The organism is Streptomyces sp. NPDC031210 (genome assembly GCF_055570395.1).
In genome coordinates, this window is record NZ_JBVIHH010000017.1 from 76,661 (window position 1) to 94,086 (window position 17,426).

General features: G+C 73.7%; 19 protein-coding genes. 4 read left to right on the forward strand and 15 right to left on the reverse strand.

Features of this window, described 5'->3' with window-relative positions; all coding sequences use genetic code 11:
- Window positions 1-122 precede the first annotated feature (122 nt).
- A complete protein-coding gene (locus ACZ45Z_RS27425) occupies window positions 123-1,202 on the forward strand; it encodes an enoyl-CoA hydratase/isomerase family protein (RefSeq protein ID WP_468367684.1) in 1,080 nt (359 codons plus the stop codon).
- A 16-nt stretch (window positions 1,203-1,218) separates the two neighbouring features.
- On the opposite strand, the gene ACZ45Z_RS27430 is transcribed toward ACZ45Z_RS27425, so the two are convergent.
- The 6 genes from ACZ45Z_RS27430 to ACZ45Z_RS27455 all read right to left on the reverse strand — a co-directional run bounded on the left by ACZ45Z_RS27430 (window position 1,219) and on the right by ACZ45Z_RS27455 (window position 5,696).
- A complete protein-coding gene (locus tag ACZ45Z_RS27430) occupies window positions 1,219-2,259 on the reverse strand; it encodes a serine hydrolase domain-containing protein (RefSeq protein ID WP_468367687.1) in 1,041 nt (346 codons plus the stop codon).
- The gene (locus ACZ45Z_RS27435; RefSeq protein WP_468367690.1) at window positions 2,259-3,182 is read right to left on the reverse strand and encodes a DUF6895 family protein; all 924 of its coding nucleotides are present in this window, start codon (window positions 3,180-3,182) and stop codon (window positions 2,259-2,261) included. The genes ACZ45Z_RS27430 and ACZ45Z_RS27435 overlap by 1 nt, the downstream gene beginning before the upstream one ends.
- A complete protein-coding gene (locus ACZ45Z_RS27440) occupies window positions 3,179-4,138 on the reverse strand; it encodes a DUF6895 family protein (protein ID WP_468367692.1) in 960 nt (319 codons plus the stop codon). The genes ACZ45Z_RS27435 and ACZ45Z_RS27440 overlap by 4 nt, the downstream gene beginning before the upstream one ends.
- Entirely contained in the window at window positions 4,135-4,836 is a 702-nt protein-coding gene (locus ACZ45Z_RS27445) for a hypothetical protein (protein ID WP_468367695.1), read from the reverse strand. The genes ACZ45Z_RS27440 and ACZ45Z_RS27445 overlap by 4 nt, the downstream gene beginning before the upstream one ends.
- Window positions 4,837-4,847: 11 nt before the next feature.
- On the reverse strand, window positions 4,848-5,030 hold the full coding sequence (locus ACZ45Z_RS27450; protein ID WP_468367697.1) for a hypothetical protein: 183 nt from the start codon (window positions 5,028-5,030) through the stop codon (window positions 4,848-4,850).
- Window positions 5,031-5,276: 246 nt separating this feature from the next.
- Complete coding sequence (locus ACZ45Z_RS27455; protein WP_468367700.1) at window positions 5,277-5,696, reverse strand: TOBE domain-containing protein; 420 nt, start codon at window positions 5,694-5,696, stop codon at window positions 5,277-5,279.
- A gap of 194 nt (window positions 5,697-5,890) precedes the next feature.
- Between ACZ45Z_RS27455 and ACZ45Z_RS27460 the strand changes: the two genes are divergently transcribed.
- The 3 genes from ACZ45Z_RS27460 (at window position 5,891) to ACZ45Z_RS27470 (ending at window position 9,326) form a co-directional block, all read left to right on the forward strand.
- Entirely contained in the window at window positions 5,891-6,286 is a 396-nt protein-coding gene (locus ACZ45Z_RS27460) for a TOBE domain-containing protein (protein WP_468367702.1), read from the forward strand.
- A gap of 139 nt (window positions 6,287-6,425) precedes the next feature.
- Complete coding sequence (modA, locus tag ACZ45Z_RS27465) at window positions 6,426-7,232, forward strand: molybdate ABC transporter substrate-binding protein (protein WP_468367705.1); 807 nt, start codon at window positions 6,426-6,428, stop codon at window positions 7,230-7,232.
- A 120-nt stretch (window positions 7,233-7,352) separates the two neighbouring features.
- Window positions 7,353-9,326, forward strand: coding sequence for an ABC transporter permease (locus ACZ45Z_RS27470; protein WP_468367707.1), 1,974 nt, complete (start codon window positions 7,353-7,355; stop codon window positions 9,324-9,326).
- Between the two features lie 22 nt (window positions 9,327-9,348).
- Here ACZ45Z_RS27470 and ACZ45Z_RS27475 read toward each other — a convergent pair whose 3' ends face one another.
- From ACZ45Z_RS27475 to ACZ45Z_RS27515, 9 genes are all read right to left on the reverse strand, one after another.
- Window positions 9,349-9,795, reverse strand: coding sequence for a nitroreductase family deazaflavin-dependent oxidoreductase (locus ACZ45Z_RS27475; protein WP_468367709.1), 447 nt, complete (start codon window positions 9,793-9,795; stop codon window positions 9,349-9,351).
- A 158-nt stretch (window positions 9,796-9,953) separates the two neighbouring features.
- On the reverse strand, window positions 9,954-11,408 hold the full coding sequence (locus ACZ45Z_RS27480; protein ID WP_468367712.1) for a SulP family inorganic anion transporter: 1,455 nt from the start codon (window positions 11,406-11,408) through the stop codon (window positions 9,954-9,956).
- A 17-nt stretch (window positions 11,409-11,425) separates the two neighbouring features.
- Entirely contained in the window at window positions 11,426-12,025 is a 600-nt protein-coding gene (locus tag ACZ45Z_RS27485) for a carbonic anhydrase (protein WP_468367714.1), read from the reverse strand.
- Window positions 12,026-12,121: 96 nt separating this feature from the next.
- Window positions 12,122-12,631 carry a hypothetical protein gene (locus ACZ45Z_RS27490; protein ID WP_468367717.1) on the reverse strand — a complete coding sequence of 170 codons (510 nt, stop codon included), beginning with the start codon at window positions 12,629-12,631 and terminating at the stop codon, window positions 12,122-12,124.
- Window positions 12,632-12,787: 156 nt separating this feature from the next.
- Window positions 12,788-14,032, reverse strand: coding sequence for an MFS transporter (locus tag ACZ45Z_RS27495; RefSeq protein ID WP_468367914.1), 1,245 nt, complete (start codon window positions 14,030-14,032; stop codon window positions 12,788-12,790).
- A gap of 91 nt (window positions 14,033-14,123) precedes the next feature.
- The gene (locus ACZ45Z_RS27500; protein ID WP_468367719.1) at window positions 14,124-14,633 is read right to left on the reverse strand and encodes a glycine-rich domain-containing protein; all 510 of its coding nucleotides are present in this window, start codon (window positions 14,631-14,633) and stop codon (window positions 14,124-14,126) included.
- 27 nt (window positions 14,634-14,660) lie between these two features.
- Window positions 14,661-15,908: a hypothetical protein gene (locus tag ACZ45Z_RS27505; RefSeq protein WP_468367721.1), complete on the reverse strand. Its 1,248-nt coding sequence runs from the start codon at window positions 15,906-15,908 to the stop codon at window positions 14,661-14,663.
- A 120-nt stretch (window positions 15,909-16,028) separates the two neighbouring features.
- Window positions 16,029-16,178 (reverse strand): hypothetical protein, encoded by a 150-nt coding sequence (locus ACZ45Z_RS27510; RefSeq protein WP_468367723.1) that lies wholly within the window; start codon window positions 16,176-16,178, stop codon window positions 16,029-16,031.
- Window positions 16,179-16,411: 233 nt separating this feature from the next.
- The gene (locus tag ACZ45Z_RS27515) at window positions 16,412-17,275 is read right to left on the reverse strand and encodes a UbiA family prenyltransferase (RefSeq protein ID WP_468367917.1); all 864 of its coding nucleotides are present in this window, start codon (window positions 17,273-17,275) and stop codon (window positions 16,412-16,414) included.
- Between the last annotated feature and the right edge of the window lie 151 nt (window positions 17,276-17,426).

The following is a 17,426-nucleotide window of genomic DNA, read 5'->3' on the forward strand; positions in this document are numbered from 1 at the left end:
GCGGCCGTCCGCCACCTGGTGGAGTAGGGGCGACAGGACCCCGCGACCCGCGGACGCCCGCCTCCGGAAGGGACCGACGTGAGCCAGCCCGCCACTCCCACCGCCCCCGCCGGAGCCCGGCGATGAGCGACGACGCCCCCGTACTGACCCGCACCGAGGGCCGGGCCGGCTACCTCACCCTCAACCGGCCGCGCGCCCTCAACGCCCTCAACCACGCCATGGTCCGCCGGATCGACCAGGCGCTGACGGCCTGGGAGCGGGACCCGGCCGTGGCGACCGTGGTGATCGGCGGAGCGGGCCCGCGCGGGCTGTGCGCCGGCGGCGACATCCGCACCATCCATGACGACGCCCGCTCCGGCGGCGGAGCGGCCTCCCGGGCCTTCTGGCGGGACGAGTACCGCCTCAACGCGCGCATCGCCCGCTACCCCAAGCCGTACGTCGCCCTGATGGACGGCATCGTGATGGGCGGCGGCGTCGGCGTCTCGGCGCACGGCGGCGTCCGGATCGTCACCGAGCGCTCGCGGATCGCGATGCCCGAGACCGGCATCGGCTTCGTCCCCGACGTGGGCGGGACCTACCTACTCTCCCGCGCCCCCGGCGAACTGGGCACCCACCTCGCTCTCACCGGCGCCGCGGTGGGCGCCGCCGACGCCCTGCTGTGCGGCCTCGCCGACCACTTCGTCCCCGCCGCGCGACTGCCCGACGTCGTCGCCGCGCTCGCGCGCACCGACGTGGCGGCGGCCCTGCGCCCGTACGCCCAGAGCGCCCCGGAGGGGGACCTGGCCGCCCGGCGCGAGTGGATCGACGCCTGCTACGCCGCCGACCGTGTCGAGGAGATCATCGACCGGCTGGAGCGCACCGGTGAACAGGCCGCGAAGCAGGCCGCCGCGACCCTGCTGAGCCGGTCGCCCACGGCGCTCAAGGTCACGCTGGCCGCCCTGCGCCGGGCCCGTGCCCTGGATCGCCTGGAAGCGGTGCTGGACCAGGAGTACCGGGTCTCCTGCGCCGCGCTCGGCGCACCCGACCTCGTCGAGGGCATCCGTGCCCAGATCATCGACAAGGACCGCGCTCCCCGCTGGTCACCGGCCCGCCTGGCGCAGGTCACGGCGGCCGAGGTGGAACGGCATTTCCGGTCGCCGGGCGCCGGCGAACTCGGCCTGGCGGGCGGTACGGCGGGCGGTCCGGTTCCGGGCCGGGACTGAGGCCCCGGCCCGCCCCTCACAGCGTCGGGTCGCCGGCGAGCGCGTACAGCAGGTCGTAGGCGGTGCCCACCATGCGGCAGGCGTGGCCGCGGCGGGTGGCCACCGCGGCGAGGCCGGTACCCGACGCCGGGTGGAAGCCGAGGAACGCCTGCTGGCCGAAGGTCGCTCCGACGTGGAAGAGCAGCGGCCCGTCCTCGGCGGGGTGCTGATACCACGTCAGCGTGTGGGTCTCGCGGTGGCGCCGGCCGCGGCGCAACTGCGGCACCTGGACCTCGCGCAGGGCCGGCCCCAGCGGGGTGTTCTCGGGGAAGAGATGCGCCTCCAGGTAGGTGAGCAGATCGCCCGGAGTGGCGCGGACGGCGCCGGCGGCGATGAAGCCGCCCATGTCGGCGCTGGGCACCGGTGTGCTGCCCCTCGCCCGGTGCCCGATCGCGTCCGTGCCGGTGGTGCCCGGGCCGAGCGTCGTTCCGGTCAGCCCGAGCGGCCGCAGCACCCGCTCGGTGAGCAGCTCCGGATAGTCGGCGCCCGCGGCCCGGGCCATGGCGGGGCCCAGCAGCGCCAGCCCGAGATTGGAGTAGCTCCAGTGCGTTCCGGGCCGGTGGCGGGGCCGGGTGCGGGCGAAGGCGCGCAGCAGCCGGTCGGTGTCGTAGCGGGCGTAGCCGCTGGCGTACGGATGGAGCAGCGCGCCGGGCACCAGGTCGCCGGGGATGCGCGGCAGCCCCGCGGTGTGGGTGGCCAGATGCCGCAGGGTGATCGCGCGGGAGGCGGCGTGCCGCAGCGGCAGGTCCGGGAGGTGGGCGGTGAGCGGATCGTCCAGGTTCAGCACGCCGGACCGGTCCAGGTCGGCGAGCAGCAGCACGGTGAAGGTCTTGGACAGCGAGCCGAGTTCGTAGCGCAGCGCGTCCCGCGGCATGGGGGGCGCCAGGGCACTGCCCCCGGTGACGAGCGTCCGGCGGCGGTGACGGGTGGCGGCGAGCACGACGTCGGGCGCGTCGATGCGGGTCAGCGCGTCCGCGAGGCGGTCCCCGAGAGCGGTGGCGGGACGGAGGTGGCTCATCAGACGGCGGCGGACAGCGCCCGGGAGGTGGCCATCGCCGAGGCGAAGGCGGCGACCAGGGTGGGGTGGTGGACGAGGTCGAAGATCTCCGCCGGGTCGCCGTCCGGCATGCCGCGCTGGATGGGCATCGCGCCCGACGCGGACTGGGCGGCGGCGTAGCGCTCCCACAGCTCCGCGTCGAGGGTGGGGCGCGGCAGGCAGGCGTCGACGACGAGGAGTTCGCCCAGCAGGTCCCAGTGTTCGAGGTCGGCCCAGTCCTCCAGCCACGCGGGCAGGTACAGCGCCAGGTAGTCGGCGATCTCCGGCGGGATACGGTCGGGCGCCGCGCCCCAGTTGGTCAGGTGGAAGACGGTGTGCGTGATGTCGTAGGCGATGTGCAACTGCACCGTCCACGGTTCCGGCAGCCGGCCCAGCCAGGTCCGGTCCAGGGCCTGCCCGAAGTCGGCGCTGGGCGTCCAGCCCAGTTTCCGTTCGGCGTTGAGGACGCCGAGCCGCCGGTTGGGCACCATCTCCAGCGCCGTCCAGGTGGTGGTGCGGCGGCAGACCTCCAGGGCCGCTTCCAGACCGGGGTGGCGGTGGCCCACTTCGTGGAACGTCGCGTAGATCTCCAGGGGCACCGGCGACAGCGGTTCGTCGTGCTGGAGCCCGGCCAGCACGTTGCCGCCGTCGAGCAGCTCCCGCCACGCGAAGTCCAGCAGCGCCGTGGCGCGCGAATGCTGCCGGGAGCCCGCCACGCCCTCCCGGAAGAGCACCCGCATGTTCAGGGCCAACTCCCCGACGGGCTTGAGCCGTTCGATGACACCGGCGCCGGTCGCGCGGTCCTCAGGAGTCAGCCGGAAATGCTCGCGTTGGTCGTTGAGCCAGGTCAGGGCACGGTCTCCGACGCCGTGCAGCAGCGCGGGGGGTGCGGCGGTCACGGTCACGGGCTCGTCTCGCTTTCGCAGGGGGCCGGCCCCACCGCCGCACCGGCGGCCTCGTCCGAGGCGATCCGGGCGAGGGTACCGGCGAAGGCGGTCACTAAAGTGGAGTGGTAGCAGGCCAGGAAGACCTCACCACGGTCGTCCGTACGGGGCGCGGCGCCCTGCTCGGGCACCGAGCCGTCGGCGGCCTGTGCGCCGGCCAGCCGCTGCCAGGCCACCGGGTCGTAGGGAGCCGCGGGCAGAGCGGCGGTCACGGCCAGCAACTCGCCCGCCAGATCCCACAGTTCCTCGTCCAGCCAGTTCTCCAGCCAGGCGGGCAGCCAGAGCCGCAGGTAGTCGGCGAGTGCGCCGGGAAGCCGGTCGCGATCCCGGCCCCAGTCGGTGAGGTGGAAGACGTCATGGGTCAGGCCGTACGCCGCCTTGCGGTCCAGCGCCCACGGCTCCGGCAGGAGCCCCAGACCGGTCCTCGCAAGGACGGCGTCGAAGTCGGCGTGCGGCGGCAGCCCGATCCGCCGCTCGGCGTTGAGGACACCGAGCGTACGGGTGTGGTCCTCGCGCGCCACCCGCCAGCCGCGCAGCCCCGTCGTCGCGGGCAGCAGCGCCTCCGTGGCGGCGTTGCGCAGACCGGCCCGCGCGAAAATGCCGTAGAGCTCGACGGGGTAGGTGGCGTGCGGCTCGCCGCGGATCAGCTCTGCGAACACCTCACCGTCACGGGTCTCGTTCCAGGCGAACGCGAAGAGGCCGGCGGCGCGTGCGCGGAGGTCCTCGCGCGGGTGCGTGCCGGCGATCAGGTGGGCCAGTTCGGCGAGTTCGCCGAGCGGCTTGAGGGTGAGGTTGGGGTCGGCGTCCGTCGTCACGTTCGCGGGCAGCCGGAAGTGCGGGCGCGCGGCGTCCAGCCACCCGAGGCTGCCGGCGACCATCCGGTCCAAGAGTTCCGGGTCGCCCCGGCCGCCGGTCACCGACCCCGTCCGTAAAACCGCTGCGCGGCCGTCACATGCAGGGTCACGCGGGGGTCGCCGCCGCTCATCTGCCGTACGAACGCGAGCCCGTTGTCGAGCCCGAGCGTGGGCGGCGCCTGCGGCAGCCGGGCCAGCCAGCGGCCCAGGCCCGCCGCCTGCAGCCAGTCCCGGCGGCGGACCGCCCGGACGAAACCGCGGGCCAGGTCATCGGTGCGCGGTGCCAGCCGGTCGGCGAGCCCGGGCGCGAGTCCGGGCAGGGCCAGCGCCGCCAGTTGCGAAGCCCGGTGGGAGAGTCTGGGCCATGGATCGGTGGCGACCCAGCCCTCGCCCGCCTGGGGTGCCGGCGGCCAGTGGTGGGCGTCACCGGGGAGGAAGGCGTGCGATGCCTCGATCAGGCCCCGGTAACTCCACACCGACACGTCCGAGGCGTCCGCTCCCGGTGGATAGGCCGCGAGTGCCTCGCGGATGACCGTCTTGTCGTCCTCACCGCCGGGCACCGCCCGGGGATTCAGCGCGTACGGTGCGAGCGCGTCGGCGCCCAGCACCCGGATCGCGGCCAACGCCAGCGCGTCGCCCTGCCGCAGCACGCGCGACAGGGCATAAGGGTCGCCCTCCCCCCGGAGGGCGAGGGCGACCCCAGACGCGGCATCGGCGATCACAGCGCTCAGCGGGACTGCTCCCTGCGCCTGTTCAGCCAACGCACTGCCCCTTAGCGGTCCGTCTTCGGCCGGGGAGTGGGGGGCGAGATCAGGAGCAGGCCGAGGAGCACCAGGCCGCCTCCGCACTCGCGGGTGTCGCGGAAGACACCGTCGGGCTCGGCGGGCTCCAGCAGTCCTTCGACCTGGGCGGCCAGGCCGGCCGTTTCGACGGTTGCTGCGCGATCGGTAACCATGAGAAACCTCCTTCTGTGGCGGACGAGTCCAGCGTTACATCGACCACATTTCGCCGCAAACGGGAAAACCTGGACTATCGGTCGTACGGGTGGGCCTGTTGTGTGTGAAGGGTTGCCGGAGCCCTCAACGACCCGTAAGAACCGGCCAGTTGTGGTGATCGGGTGAGGGCGGACCGTCCGTCAGGCCGCCGGGCGCACGGACGCGGGCCGCTCAACAGGGTGAAACCGGGGTGTCGTTCCCCGGACTCAGGCGGTGGCCAGCGCGATCTCGGTCGACTTCACCAGCGCGGTGACCGGGGAGCCGGTGGCCAGGCCCAGGTCCTGGACCGCGTCCTTGGTGACCGCGGCGGTCAGCTCGCCGCCGTGGACGGTGACCTTGACCCCGGCCATTACGCCGCCCGTGGCGATGCCGCTGACCGTGCCGGAGATCCGGTTGCGGATGCTCAGGCCGTCCACCGTGCCGGTGGCGAGGGAGACCTCGGTGGACTTGATGAGGACGCGCACCGCGGACCCGGCGGCCAGCCCCAGCTCGTTCACCGCCTCCCGGGTGATGACGGACGTGAGCTCCTGGCCGCCGTCCAGGCGGACGCGTACGGCCGCCATGACCTCGCCGTGCGATACCGCGGTCACCGTGCCGGGGAGCTGATTGCGCGTGCTCAGGCTCATGGGGGCCTCACCTGCGGGGAGTGGGGGAGCGGAGGCTGCATCGGAGACAGGGTGGATTGTTCCGTTATGTCCCGTGTTTCCGCACTCTAGCCACGCGGGCCGGTTCGGTGCTTCCTCCGGCCAGGGTGGTGTCTGCTAGGCATAAGCGACCAATAGGTTGTAGATGCGAGCCGCCCGCGCCTATCGTGGCGCATATGCAGTCCTACACGATTGGCCAGGCGGCGCGTCTGCTGGGCGTCAGCCCCGACACGGCGCGCCGCTGGGCGGACGCCGGAAGGGTCGCGACCCACCGCGACGACAGCGGCCGCCGCCTGATCGACGGCCGCGACCTGGCGGCCTTCTCCGTCGAGGTCGCGGCGGGCGGCGGCGGTGAGGAAGACGCCTCCTACACCTCCGCGCGCAACGCCTTCCCCGGCATCGTCACCGGCGTGAAGCTCGGCGACGTGGCGGCGCAGGTCGAGATCCAGGCCGGGCCGCACCGCCTGGTCTCCCTGCTCACCCGGGAAGCGGTCGAGGAACTGGGCCTGGAAGTCGGCATGCGGGCCACGGCACGGGTGAAATCCACCAGCGTGCACATCGACCGCGGCTGACGGCCACCGCGCCACGGCCACGGCCCAGGCAGCACCCCACCGCACCCCCGTCCCCACCCAGCGGCGTCGCCGTCCCCGGCGCGGCTTTCCCTTCCGCACGGCGGCACCCGCCGCCCCGCGCACCAAGGAGTCCGCTCCCATGCCCCCTGCCCTCACCCGCCGCCGCGCCGCCGCCGCGCTCGTGACCGCCGCCCTCCTCCTGCCGCTCGCCGCCTGCGGCGACGACGGGGAAGCCGACGGCCGGAAGGACGGCGCCGCCGACAAGTCCGGCGGCGCGACCCGGACGCGGATCACCGTGCTGGCCGCCATGTCCCTGACGGACGTGTTCAAGACCGCCGGCGCCGCCTACGAGAAGGAGCACCCGGGCACCGAGCTGCGGTTCTCCTTCGCCGGCTCCCAGGAACTCGCCGCCCAGGTCGAGCAGGGCGCCCCCGCCGACGCCCTGGTCACCGCCGACACCAAGACGATGGACGGACTCCGTGCCGACACCGGCACGCCGACCGTCATCGCCAAGAACCGGCTGGTCATCGCCACCGGCGAGGGCAACCCGAAGAAGATCCGCAGCCTTACGGACCTCGCCCGCGGCGACGTGAAGGTCGTTCTCGCCGCCCCCGAGGTGCCGGTCGGCCGCTACGGCAAGAAGATCCTGGACGCCCGGGACCTCCACGTGAAGCCCGTCTCGCAGGAGCCGAACGTCCGCGCCGTGCTCAGCAAGGTGGCCCTCGGCGAGGCCGACGCGGGACTCGTCTACAAGACGGACGCGGAAACCGCGCCCGGCAAGGTCGACGCCGTCGCCATCCCCGACAAGCAGAACGCCGTCGCGTCCTACCCGGCCGCGACGCTGAAGACGTCGGAGCACCCGGATGCCGCGGCCGCGTTCGTGAAGTGGCTGAGCACGCCCAAGGCACAGAAGATCCTGCGCGAGGCCGGCTTCCAGCAGCCGTAGGCGCCGCGTGGACGCCCGGGACTGTCCGGCTCGGGGGAGCGGACAGCCCCGGGCGGCCCCTTCGCGCCGCCCGGCGGCCCGCAACCGCACTGCCGACCCGCTCCGATCCCGGGAAACCCGATGAGACGCCCCCTTGCACTCCGCCGGCCCTCGGCGGCCCGGCGCCCGGTGCCCGGCCCCCGCACCCCGGTGGCCCTGGCCGTGCCCGCGCTGCTCGCGGTCGCGTTCTTGCTGATGCCGCTGATCGGCATCCTCGCCCGCACCACCTGGAGCGATCTGGGCACCCACCTGACCAGCCCGGGCGTCACCGAGGCGCTTCGCCTCTCGCTGGTCGTCTCCTGCTGGGCGCTGGGGCTTTCCCTCCTGCTCGGGGTGCCGCTCGCCTGGCTGCTGGCCCGGGTCTCCTTCCCCGGAAAGGCCCTGGTCCGCTCGCTGGTGCTGCTGCCGATGGTGCTGCCGCCGACCGTCGGCGGCGTGGCGCTGCTCCTCGGCTTCGGCCGGCGCGGACTGCTCGGCCCCTGGCTGGAGGACACCTTCGGCCTCACCCTGCCCTTCCACACCTCCGGCGCCGTCGTGGCGGCCACCTTCGTGGCGATGCCGTTCCTCGTCATCAGCCTGGAAGGCGCCCTGGCCGGACTGCGGCCGAGCTACGAGGAGACCGCCGCCTCCCTCGGCGCGTCACCCGTCCGGGTCTTTCGGACCGTCACCCTCCCCATGGTCGCGCCCGGCCTGGCCGCCGGCGCCGCGCTCACCTGGGCCCGGGCGCTCGGCGAGTTCGGCGCCACCATCACCTTCGCCGGCAACCTGCCCGGCACCACCCAGACCCTGCCGCTCCAGGTCTACCTGCTGCTCCAGGGCTCCCCGGAAGCCGCCACCTCCGTCTCCCTGCTGCTGCTCGCCATCGCCATGGCCGTCCTGGTGGCGCTGCGCGGCCGCTGGACCGGCGCCGGCGCCGGCCGCCCGGGCCGCCCGGCCGCCACGCCAGCCCCCGACGACGCGCCTCCGCCGTCGGCCGTGGACGCCGGGCCGGCCGATGCCACACGGCGCGCCCCCCAGGAGCGCTGGCGGCTGCACGCCGACGTCACCGGCTTCACCCAGCTCACTCTGGACGCCGAGCCCGGCACCACCCTCGCCGTCGTCGGCCCCAACGGCGCCGGCAAGACCACGCTGCTGCGCGCCCTCCTCGGTCTGACCCCGCGCGCCCGCGCCACGCTCCGGCTCGGCGAACACGATGTCTCCGCTCTGCCCCCGCACCGCCGCGGCGTCGCCTGGGTCCCCCAGGACGGCGCGCTCTTCCCGCATCTGGCCGCCCTGGCCAACACCGCCTACGGGCTGCGTGCCCACGGCGTGCCGCGCGGCGAGGCCCGGGCACGGGCGCAGCGGTGGCTCGACCGGCTGGGCGTCGGGCACCTCGCGCACCGCAAACCCGCCCAGCTCTCCGGCGGGCAGGCCCAACGCGTCGCGCTGGCACGGGCGTTGGCGGCCAGCCCGCGGCTGCTGCTGCTCGACGAGCCGCTCGCCGCCCTCGACCAGACGACGCGCGCGCACGTCCGCCACACCCTGCGCGGCCACCTCGCGGGCTTCGGCGGGGTCTGCCTGATCGTCACCCACGATCCGGTCGAAGCGGTCTCGCTCGCCGACCGGGTCCTCGTCCTCGATGACGGCCGTACGCTCCAGGACGCGCCGCCCGCGGAGGTCACCCGCCACCCGCGCTCGCCCTGGGTGGCCCGGATGCTGGGCCGCAACGCCTGGCCGGGCACCGCCACCGACGACGGCCTCACCCTCGCCGGCGGCGGCCGTCTCGTCGTCGCCGACCGCCTGCCCGACGGCACGCAGGCGCTGGCGATCATCGCGCCGGAGGCGGTGTCCGTCCACGTCGGCAAGCCCGGCGGCAGTCCCCGCAACGTCTGGCCCGGTACCGTCCGCGAACTGACCTCGGCCGGCAGCAGGCTCCGCGTCCTGATCACCTCTGAGGAGGCCCCCGACCTGGTCGCCGAGATCACTCCGCAGGCCGCCGCCGAACTCGGCCTGGCCGACGGCGTTCCCGTCTGGACCAGCGTCAAGGCCACCGAGGTCTCTTTGGTGCCGCTCTGAGGCAGCGGTGGCCCCCGGCCGGTCAGTGCGGGGTGGCCGCCGGCTCCAGGACGAAGACGGGGATCTCCCGGTCGGTCTTCTTCTGGTAGTCGTCGTAGTCGGGATACGCCTCGACCGCCCGGCCCCACCACAGGGCCTTCTCCTCGCCCGTCACCTCACGGGCCGTCATATCCCTGAGCACCGGGCCGTCCTGAAGCTCGACCCGCGGATCCGCCACCACGTTGTGGTACCAGACCGGGTGTTTGGGCGCCCCGCCCAAGGACGCCACGGCGGCGTAGTCGCCCTCGTGCTCCACCCGCATCAGCGGGGTCTTGCGCAGTTGGCCGCTCTTGGCGCCCCGGGTCGTGAGGATGACCACGGGCAGACCGCGCATCGTCGTGCCCTCGGTGCCCCCGGAACTCTCGTACAACGCGACCTGATCGCGCACCCACTGTTCCGGGCTGGGCTCGTACTCGCCGTGAAGAGGCATAACCGTCCGTCCTCGTCGTCGAAATCCCATGTCATGTCGGCCACGGCCGGGCGGGGACGGCGTACCGCCCCCGCCGGCCGTGATCTTCATGGAACAACCGGAGGACGCACAATCATTCCGATACCCGGTCCCGAGTCCTCGATGCCGGTCCCGGTCCTTCAGGAGACGAGTTCCGCCGACTTCCGGTCGCGCCGGTGCTGCTCCTCCCAGTTCGTCAGGGCGGCCGCGCAGGCGTGGTCGAGATGCCGCAGGCCGCTGAGGACGAGGACGACGTCCCGGTCGGCGGGCAGCGCCGCCAACTGGTCCAGGAGCTTGGGCAGCCGCAGGAAGGTGGCGTTGCCCAGGGCCCGCACCCGGACCGGCTCCGCCTCGTCCTCCGGAATATCGACCTCCAGATGGACGTGCGAGGTCTCCCACGCCGTTTTGACGATGGCCATCACGAGCCCGATGAGGACGCCCTCGAACATGTTGACCGTGACGATGGCGAGTGCGGTGACGAACAGCACGACCGCCTCGCCCCGGTGGTCGCGCCACAACGGCCGCAGGTCCCGCAGCGGGATGAGCTTGAAGCCCGCGTGCACCAGTACGCCGGCCAGCGCGGCGACGGGCACCACGCCCAGCGCCGCCGGGAACGCCGCCGCGAACACCAGCAGCCACACGCCGTGCAGCACCCGGGACGCCTTCGTCCTGGCACCCGCCTGGACGTTGGCGGCGCTGCGGACGATGACGGCGGTCATCGGCAGCGCGCCGAGGAGGCCGCAGACGGCGTTGCCGGCGCCCTGCGCCATCAGCTCCTTGTCGTAGTCGGTGCGCGGCCCGTCGTGCAGCCGGTCGACCGCCGCCGCGCTGAAGAGCGATTCGGCGGACGCGATCAGCGTGAAGGCCAGGACGGTGCCCAGCACGCCTATCTCGGTGAGCCGGCCGATGTCGGCCAGACCCGGCGGCTGGATCGCGTCGAGCAGACCGCTCACCCGGACGCGGGCGACCGGCAGATCCCACGCCCATACGGCAACGGTGACGAGGGCGACGGCGGCCAGCGGAGCGGGCAGTACCCGCGCCGCACGCCGCCAGCGGGGCCACAGCACCAGGACGGCGATGGTGGTGACACCGATGGCCGGCGCGGCCAGCGCGCCGCCGGACCGGGCCGTGGTGGCGACCAGGTCCGGCAGGCCCCCGAGGTTGGCGAGCCCGCCGCCCGGCGCCTTGGCGTCCGCGAGGGCGTAGAGCTGCCCGGCGATCAGCACCAGGCCGATACCCGCCAGCATGCCCTGGACGACGGCCACCGAAATGGCCCGGAACCAGCGCCCCAGCTTGAGGGCGCCCATGGCCAGTTGCAAGGCGCCGGCGGCGAGCACCAGCGCGCCGAGCGCGCCGAGGCCGTACTCTCTGACCGCTTCGAAGACGAGCACGGTCAGGCCGGCGGCCGGGCCGCTGACCTGGAGGCTGCTGCCCGGCAGCAACCCGGTGAGCAGGCCGCCGACGATGCCGGTGACGAGCCCGAGTTCGGCCGGGACGCCGGAGGCCACGGCCACGCCGACGCACAGCGGGACGGCGACGAGGAAGACCACGAGGGAGGCGGTGAAATCCGCCCGGAACGGGGCGAGTCGCTTCATGACGCGCATGCCGGCCCTCACAGCGGGAGGAAGGTGTCGGTGCCCGGCCGAAGCGCGGACACGGTGCCGGTGTGCACCTCGTAGAACCAGCCGTGCAAGGTCACTTCACCGGCGGCCAGCCGCTCACGCACGCAAGGGTGGCCGCGCAGCCGGTCCAACTGCTCGCACACATGCTGCTGGACGGCCGCCCGGACCGTCGGCTCCGCGTCGCGCGGCAGCTCGTCGGACAGTTGCTGGGCGAGCCAGTCCCGTACGGCGGGCACGCCGGCCAGGTCCTCGTCGCGGATCTTCGCGCCGACCGCGCCGCAGTGCGAGTGACCGCAGACCACGATGTCGGCGACGCCCAGCACGCGCATCGCGTACTCGATGGTGGCGGCTTCCGCGCTCGCCGTGCCTTCCTGGTAGGCGGGCACGGCGTTGCCGGCCGTGCGCAGTTCGAACAGTTCGCCGGGCTCCGCGCCGGTGATCAGCGACGGAACGACCCGGGAGTCGGAGCAGGTGATGAACAGGGCGAGAGGGGACTGGCCGTCGGCCAGGCGGCCGTAGCGTTCGCGTTCCTCGCGCCGGTCGGCGATACGGGCCGTGAGGCCCCGGGCATGCTGAACGAAGGTCTCCATCTGGAGGTCTCCTGCTGATGAGTGAGCCACGCGGGGTGGCGGAAAACATGCGACATACCGGATGCGTGGTGGATGGCGGTGCCACCACGGTCGCGCTCAGCAGCGGAAGACGCAGTGCAGGACGGGGAGGGACAGCGGTCTCGACGCGGCGGTGGCGAAGCCGGCCGCCGCGGGAGGGGCGGCCCCGGCGACGGCGCCGCCCACCGCATCGCTGCGGCACGGCGGCATCAACCGGCCGGTGTGCTGCGGAATTCCGACGCGGGCCCGCGCGACCCGGCGCGGTTGTCCGCGTTCGGCGTCGTCCTCGGCGCTGTCCGCGTCGGTGTCGTGGGCGGCGTCGACGGCCGGCGGGACGCCCGCGGGTTTGAGGGCGGCGGTGGCCGGGAGCGCGGGCGTCGCCGTGCCGGGCGTCATCGTCGCATTGCCCAGCAGGAACGTCAGGATCAGCGCGAGTGCGGTCAGCGGCAGGTGGCACAGACGGCTGAGCGGAATGCCGGGCGTGCCCTGGGCCCTCCGCATCATCGCCCTCCGCATCGGCCTGCTGACGGGGCGTCCGGCTGCCTCGGCGTCCTGCCCGGCCGGCCCGTCATGGTGGATGGTCCACACGGTTAAAGCTGCTCCAACATTGCAACATCGGTGTTTCCCACGGGATAACGAGAAATGACGCCAACTTTTCGTGGTTTTCGCCGCCGGTGGCGGGGGAGTGTCCGGTGGCCGTGCGGCCGGCTGCCCGGTGTCCGGTAGCTGTTACGTCAACCCGCGTCACCCGCGCCTGCCGGACCGGGCCGCCCACGCGACCACGGGCACGCTCGCCAGCGCCAGAGCCCCGCCGGCGAGCGCCAGCGTCGGGAAGCCGCCGCCGGCCACGACCAGACCCGAGGACAGGCCGCCGGCCGCGCCGGCGAGCGCGATGCCCACGTCCACCAGTCCCTGCGTCGCGGCCCGCCGATCGGGCGGCAGCGCGTCGGTGACCAGCGCGGTGCCGCTGACCAGACCGAAGTTCCAGCCGAGGCCGAGCAGGACCAGGGCGGCGGCCAGGGCGGGCACGGACTGGGGCGGGGCCAGGGCGGCGAGGACGCCGGCGGCGAGCAGCGTCAGGCCGGACGCCGCGGCCATCCTGTGCCGCCCGACCCGGTCGACGAGCAGGCCGCTGAGCGGGGAGGGCAGGAACATCGCGCCCACATGGAGGGCGATGACCAGCCCGGCCGCCTGTGTGCCGTGTCCGTGCGCGCGCATGTGCACGGGCGTCATCGTCATGACCGCGATCATCGTGAGCTGGCTGAGCACCATGACCGTGGTGCCGGTGACCAGGCCGGAGCGCGGTGGGTGTGCGGGGGAGCCGGCGGGCGCGGCGGCCGGGCCGGGCGGCGGGGCGGTGGCGGTCTCGGTGCGGGCGGGGGCGTCGGACGCGGCGGTGTCCCCGGCCGGCTCGCGGGCCGGCCGCAGCGGGTCGGGGCGCAGCAGGGCGGCCAGGACGACGGCGGCCGCCGCGAACGCGACGGTGGCCAGCAGGAAGGGGCCGGCGAGCCGGGGAATGCCCCATGTATGTGCCACGTCGCCCGTGACGGTCACCAGGTTCGGACCGGCGACCGCGCCGAGCGTGGTGGCCACGAGCACCGTGCTCACGGCGCGGCCCCGGCGCTCGGGCGCGGCCCGGTCAGCCCCGGCGTACCGGGCCATCAGGTTGGTGGCGGTACCGGCGCCGTAGACGAGCAGCGATACGAACAGGGCCGCGACGCTGTTCAGGGCGGCGGCGGCCACCACCCCGGCGCTGCCGAGCGCGCCGGCGGCGTAGCCGAGCGCGAGGCCGGGGCGCCGGCCCCAGCGCCGCGACACCTGGCCGATGCCGGCGGCACCGAGCGCCGCCCCGGCGGTGAACAGGGCGCTGGGCACGCCCGCGAGGCCGGTCGAGCCCAGCATCTCCTCGGCGAGCAGCGCGCCGACGGTGATCCCGGCTGCCAGGCCCGCGCCGCTCAGGAGCTGCGAGACGACCAGGACCGCCAGAATCCTCCGCTGCTCCGGCGCGTCGCGCGTCGGGGCCGGTGTGCCCGGCGTGGGTGTTTCGGCGGCTCCGGCCGCGTCGGTGACGGTCACGTCTCTACGCCGCCGCCGGTTCGAGCGCGGCGATCTCCCGCAGCGACATTCCCATGCGCTGGTGCAGGAAGCGGACGATCGTCCAGTGCGGCAGCGCGTCCTCGTCGAACGCGCCGAACTCCCGGCAGTACAGCGGAATCCAGCGCAGCGCCTCTTCGAGGGCCCGCTCGCGGCCCGGCTCGCTCTGGTAGGTCTCGTAGGCGATGCTGCGGTGCTCGATGAAGAAGCGGCCCGGCAGACGTTCCTCGCACAGCGCGCGGTACTCGCGGGTCTGGAGAATGAGGTAGTGCCAGATCTCGTCGATGTCCTGCTCGACCGGCAGGAAAAGACCGCTGAGCCGGTCCCGGTGGCGGGACACCAGGTAGAGATACCGCAGGCATTCGGTGACCTGGCGCTCCACGAACTCCCGCGGCGCCTCGCTCTTCTCGGCGAAGTGCGTCACCACCTCGGTGTGCAGTGCGTCGCCGAGCAGGGCTTTGAGGTCGTCGGCGGATATCTGCGGCTGACTGGTCATGGATCTCCTACTCCGGTGTCGGTCGGTTCACACGCTGGGGGCGTCGTGGGCGAGCCAGGCGTACTTTCCCGACGGGCCGATGGGCAGATGCGCCCGGTGCTCGGCCCGGCAGCGGCGGCCGGTCAGTTCGCCGACGCCGCTCTCCAGCGCCTCGGCCTCGGCCGCCTCGACCGGGGCGCCGTGGAAGGTCGTGTACGCCAGCACGACCTCGTCGTCCCCGGTCACCCGCAACTGGTGGAGGAAGACGTGCGGGGAGACGTCTCCGACGCACAGGTCGAGGTCGCCCTGCGCGACGGGCCCCCGCGGCGTGTCGAGCAATTCCTTTTCCCGGCCGCAGAACTGGGAGATCTTGGCGGGGTCGGGCGTCCCGTCCGTGGTGCGCACGCAGTCGCCGGAGCGGTACCTGACCAGCGGCATGTAGGGGTTGCGCACACTGGTGACGATGAGTTGGTGAATCGTGCTGTCCGGGGCGACCGGGAGGAGTTCGACGCTCATCTTGTCCAGATGCGGCCGGTAGCGGCCCCGGCGGTCGCTGAAGAAGAGATAGCCCAGTTCCGTGCTGCCGAACAGATCGATGATCGGGCAGGCGAAATGCTGTCGCAGATACCGCCGGACGTTGACCGGCGTGTATTCGTACGCGTGGATGATGCTGGCCGGCGGCGGAAAGTCGTCCCACAGCCCCCATTCACTCACCTTCCGCACCAGATGCGCCAGATGGGAGCCGGAGCAGTCGAGGTGATACCAGCCGCGGGGGTGCTCGCGCACCGCCGTCCGGATCTCCGCGAGCATCCGCTCGACGTCGGCGCGCTCCCACAGTGCGGGGTCGAGTCGCAGATTGAGGTAGCAGGTTCGCGCGTCGAGCCACCGGTCCGCCGGAGAGGGGACCGGCTCCGGCTCCTGGCCGCGCTTCTTGGCGTTCACGCGGGCGACGTGTTCCGTGGCCAGCACCGTGGTGAGGGAGAGCCGGCGGCAGTCCGCCTCCCAGGTCCCGGCGATGTCCGGGTGCTCGCTCCACAGTTGGTAGTAGGACCGCAGCAGGAAATACGGGGGCCGGATGAGCTGCATACGGGCATGGTTGGTGCCCGTGGAGAGCACGAACTCCGCCTCGCCGGTCTCCAGCGCGGCCGCCAGCCGGGGCGTCATCCAGTTGTCGGGGAACCCCCGCGCGATCTCCGGCTTGTCGAGTACGGGGAAGTGGCCCTGTGCCAGTGACCGGCGGTAGATCGGGATGTCGCGTATCTGCTCGATGACCTCGGCAGTCGGCTGACCGTCCATGGAATTCCTCATCTGCGCTCGAAAACGGCCCTGCTGGCGGGTGTGGGGGCGCCGCACCAGGGAGCGGCCCGACGGCGGGGGAAATCGCCGTCGGACCGCTCCCGGCCGGTCAGCGGACGGTCAGGAGATGCAGCCGGTCTTGGCGACGCTGATGCAGCCGGACTTGGGGGCGGCGCTGATGCAGCCGTCCTTGGCCGACTGCGCCGAGTTGGCGGCGAGCCAGCTCCGCCAGACGTCGTCCTGGGCCATCTTCTTGATGAGCTGCTCCATGGGAACCTCCGGAAAGAGTGGGGATATGCGGCGTTGACCTGCATAGATGCCGCACCCCCCGAAGGTAAAGGGAATGCCAAGTCAATGTCAACGCAGGGCAATGCCGTCGGGCCCGCGATCGCACTCGGCGCGCCAACTTTGGCCAGATCCCAGCAAGATGATCTCGTCGGGGAACTACTTGACGAGCCGTCAGCTCGGCTGCCTGTCGACTCGCTGCCCGCCTCCGCCGCCGCTCACGCCACCAGGGCTTCGCCCCGCCCCAGCAACAGCGCGACATCCACCGCCGCCACCACGATCGCCCCGGCGAACGGCGCCTTCGGCCGGGTACGGCCCAGCAGCGCCCCGCCGGCCGCCACCGCCACGGACACCGCGACCGCAAGGAGCCCGGCGGTGCCGACCGGCCCGGGCCGGCCCCAGACCAGCACCGCCGTGGCCGCGACGAGCGGCACGGGCAGCAGCACCGCCGACAGCCGCGGCCCCAGCCGCTGCGGCCAGCCCCGCACACCCGTGGCCAGATCGCCGGCGATGTCCGGCAGGACGTTCCCCAGGTGCGCGCCGATCCCCAGAAGCGCGGCGGCGGTGACGACCCACCAGGCGGGCCACGGCCGGCCGGGCAGGCCCAGGGTGACGAAGGCCGGCAGCGACGCGAACCCCACGGCGTACGGCACCCACGACAGCGCGGTCGCCTTCAGCCCCAGGTTGTACGCCCAGCCCGCGGCGACCCCCAGGAGATGGACCGCCCCCGCGAGCGGTCCATAGAGGAAGGACAGCGGCAGACAGAGCGCCAGGGCGGCCGACGCGGCGGCGCCCACGGAACCGGCGGGCACGGCGCCGGCCACCACCGCCTTCGTACGCCGGCCGGTGGCGGCGTCGCGCGCGGCGTCGAGGGCGTCGTTGCTCCAGCCGACCGACAACTGGCCCGCCAGAACGGCCGTGGCCGCCAGCAGCGCGCCGGCCGCGCTCTGCCCGGCGGCCACCGCCAGGGCGCCCACCAGCAGCGTCACCACGGCGGTCGGCCCCGGATGACAGGCCCTCAGCAACCCGCCGACCGCCCGCCACGGCCGCGCCCCGGAGCCCGCGGCCTCGTTCCGGTCCATGACGTCCACGCGCGCATGCTGGCACGCGTCCCGCCGCCCCCGGGCGCGCCATGCCGCCCGACCGCCCGCCCTCGACCGGGCCGGGCGCCGTCTGCCGCCGGACGGGCGACTTCTGCCGCGCCCCGGTGTCACGCCGTACCGGCCGGGGGCA

Excerpts from the sequence above, each read along its gene's own strand:
- ACZ45Z_RS27425 (WP_468367684.1), top strand. The coding sequence starts at position 123 with ATGAGCGACGACGCCCCCGTACTGACCCGCACCGAGGGCCGGGCCGGC.
- ACZ45Z_RS27430 (WP_468367687.1), bottom strand. The coding sequence starts at position 2,259 with ATGAGCCACCTCCGTCCCGCCACCGCTCTCGGGGACCGCCTCGCGGAC.
- ACZ45Z_RS27450 (WP_468367697.1), bottom strand. The coding sequence starts at position 5,030 with ATGGTTACCGATCGCGCAGCAACCGTCGAAACGGCCGGCCTGGCCGCC.
- ACZ45Z_RS27455 (WP_468367700.1), bottom strand. The coding sequence starts at position 5,696 with ATGAGCCTGAGCACGCGCAATCAGCTCCCCGGCACGGTGACCGCGGTA.
- ACZ45Z_RS27460 (WP_468367702.1), top strand. The coding sequence starts at position 5,891 with ATGCAGTCCTACACGATTGGCCAGGCGGCGCGTCTGCTGGGCGTCAGC.
- modA (WP_468367705.1), top strand. The coding sequence starts at position 6,426 with ATGCCCCCTGCCCTCACCCGCCGCCGCGCCGCCGCCGCGCTCGTGACC.
- ACZ45Z_RS27470 (WP_468367707.1), top strand. The coding sequence starts at position 7,353 with ATGAGACGCCCCCTTGCACTCCGCCGGCCCTCGGCGGCCCGGCGCCCG.
- ACZ45Z_RS27475 (WP_468367709.1), bottom strand. The coding sequence starts at position 9,795 with ATGCCTCTTCACGGCGAGTACGAGCCCAGCCCGGAACAGTGGGTGCGC.
- ACZ45Z_RS27480 (WP_468367712.1), bottom strand. The coding sequence starts at position 11,408 with ATGAAGCGACTCGCCCCGTTCCGGGCGGATTTCACCGCCTCCCTCGTG.
- ACZ45Z_RS27485 (WP_468367714.1), bottom strand. The coding sequence starts at position 12,025 with ATGGAGACCTTCGTTCAGCATGCCCGGGGCCTCACGGCCCGTATCGCC.
- ACZ45Z_RS27500 (WP_468367719.1), bottom strand. The coding sequence starts at position 14,633 with ATGACCAGTCAGCCGCAGATATCCGCCGACGACCTCAAAGCCCTGCTC.
- ACZ45Z_RS27505 (WP_468367721.1), bottom strand. The coding sequence starts at position 15,908 with ATGGACGGTCAGCCGACTGCCGAGGTCATCGAGCAGATACGCGACATC.
- ACZ45Z_RS27510 (WP_468367723.1), bottom strand. The coding sequence starts at position 16,178 with ATGGAGCAGCTCATCAAGAAGATGGCCCAGGACGACGTCTGGCGGAGC.
- ACZ45Z_RS27515 (WP_468367917.1), bottom strand. The coding sequence starts at position 17,275 with ATGGACCGGAACGAGGCCGCGGGCTCCGGGGCGCGGCCGTGGCGGGCG.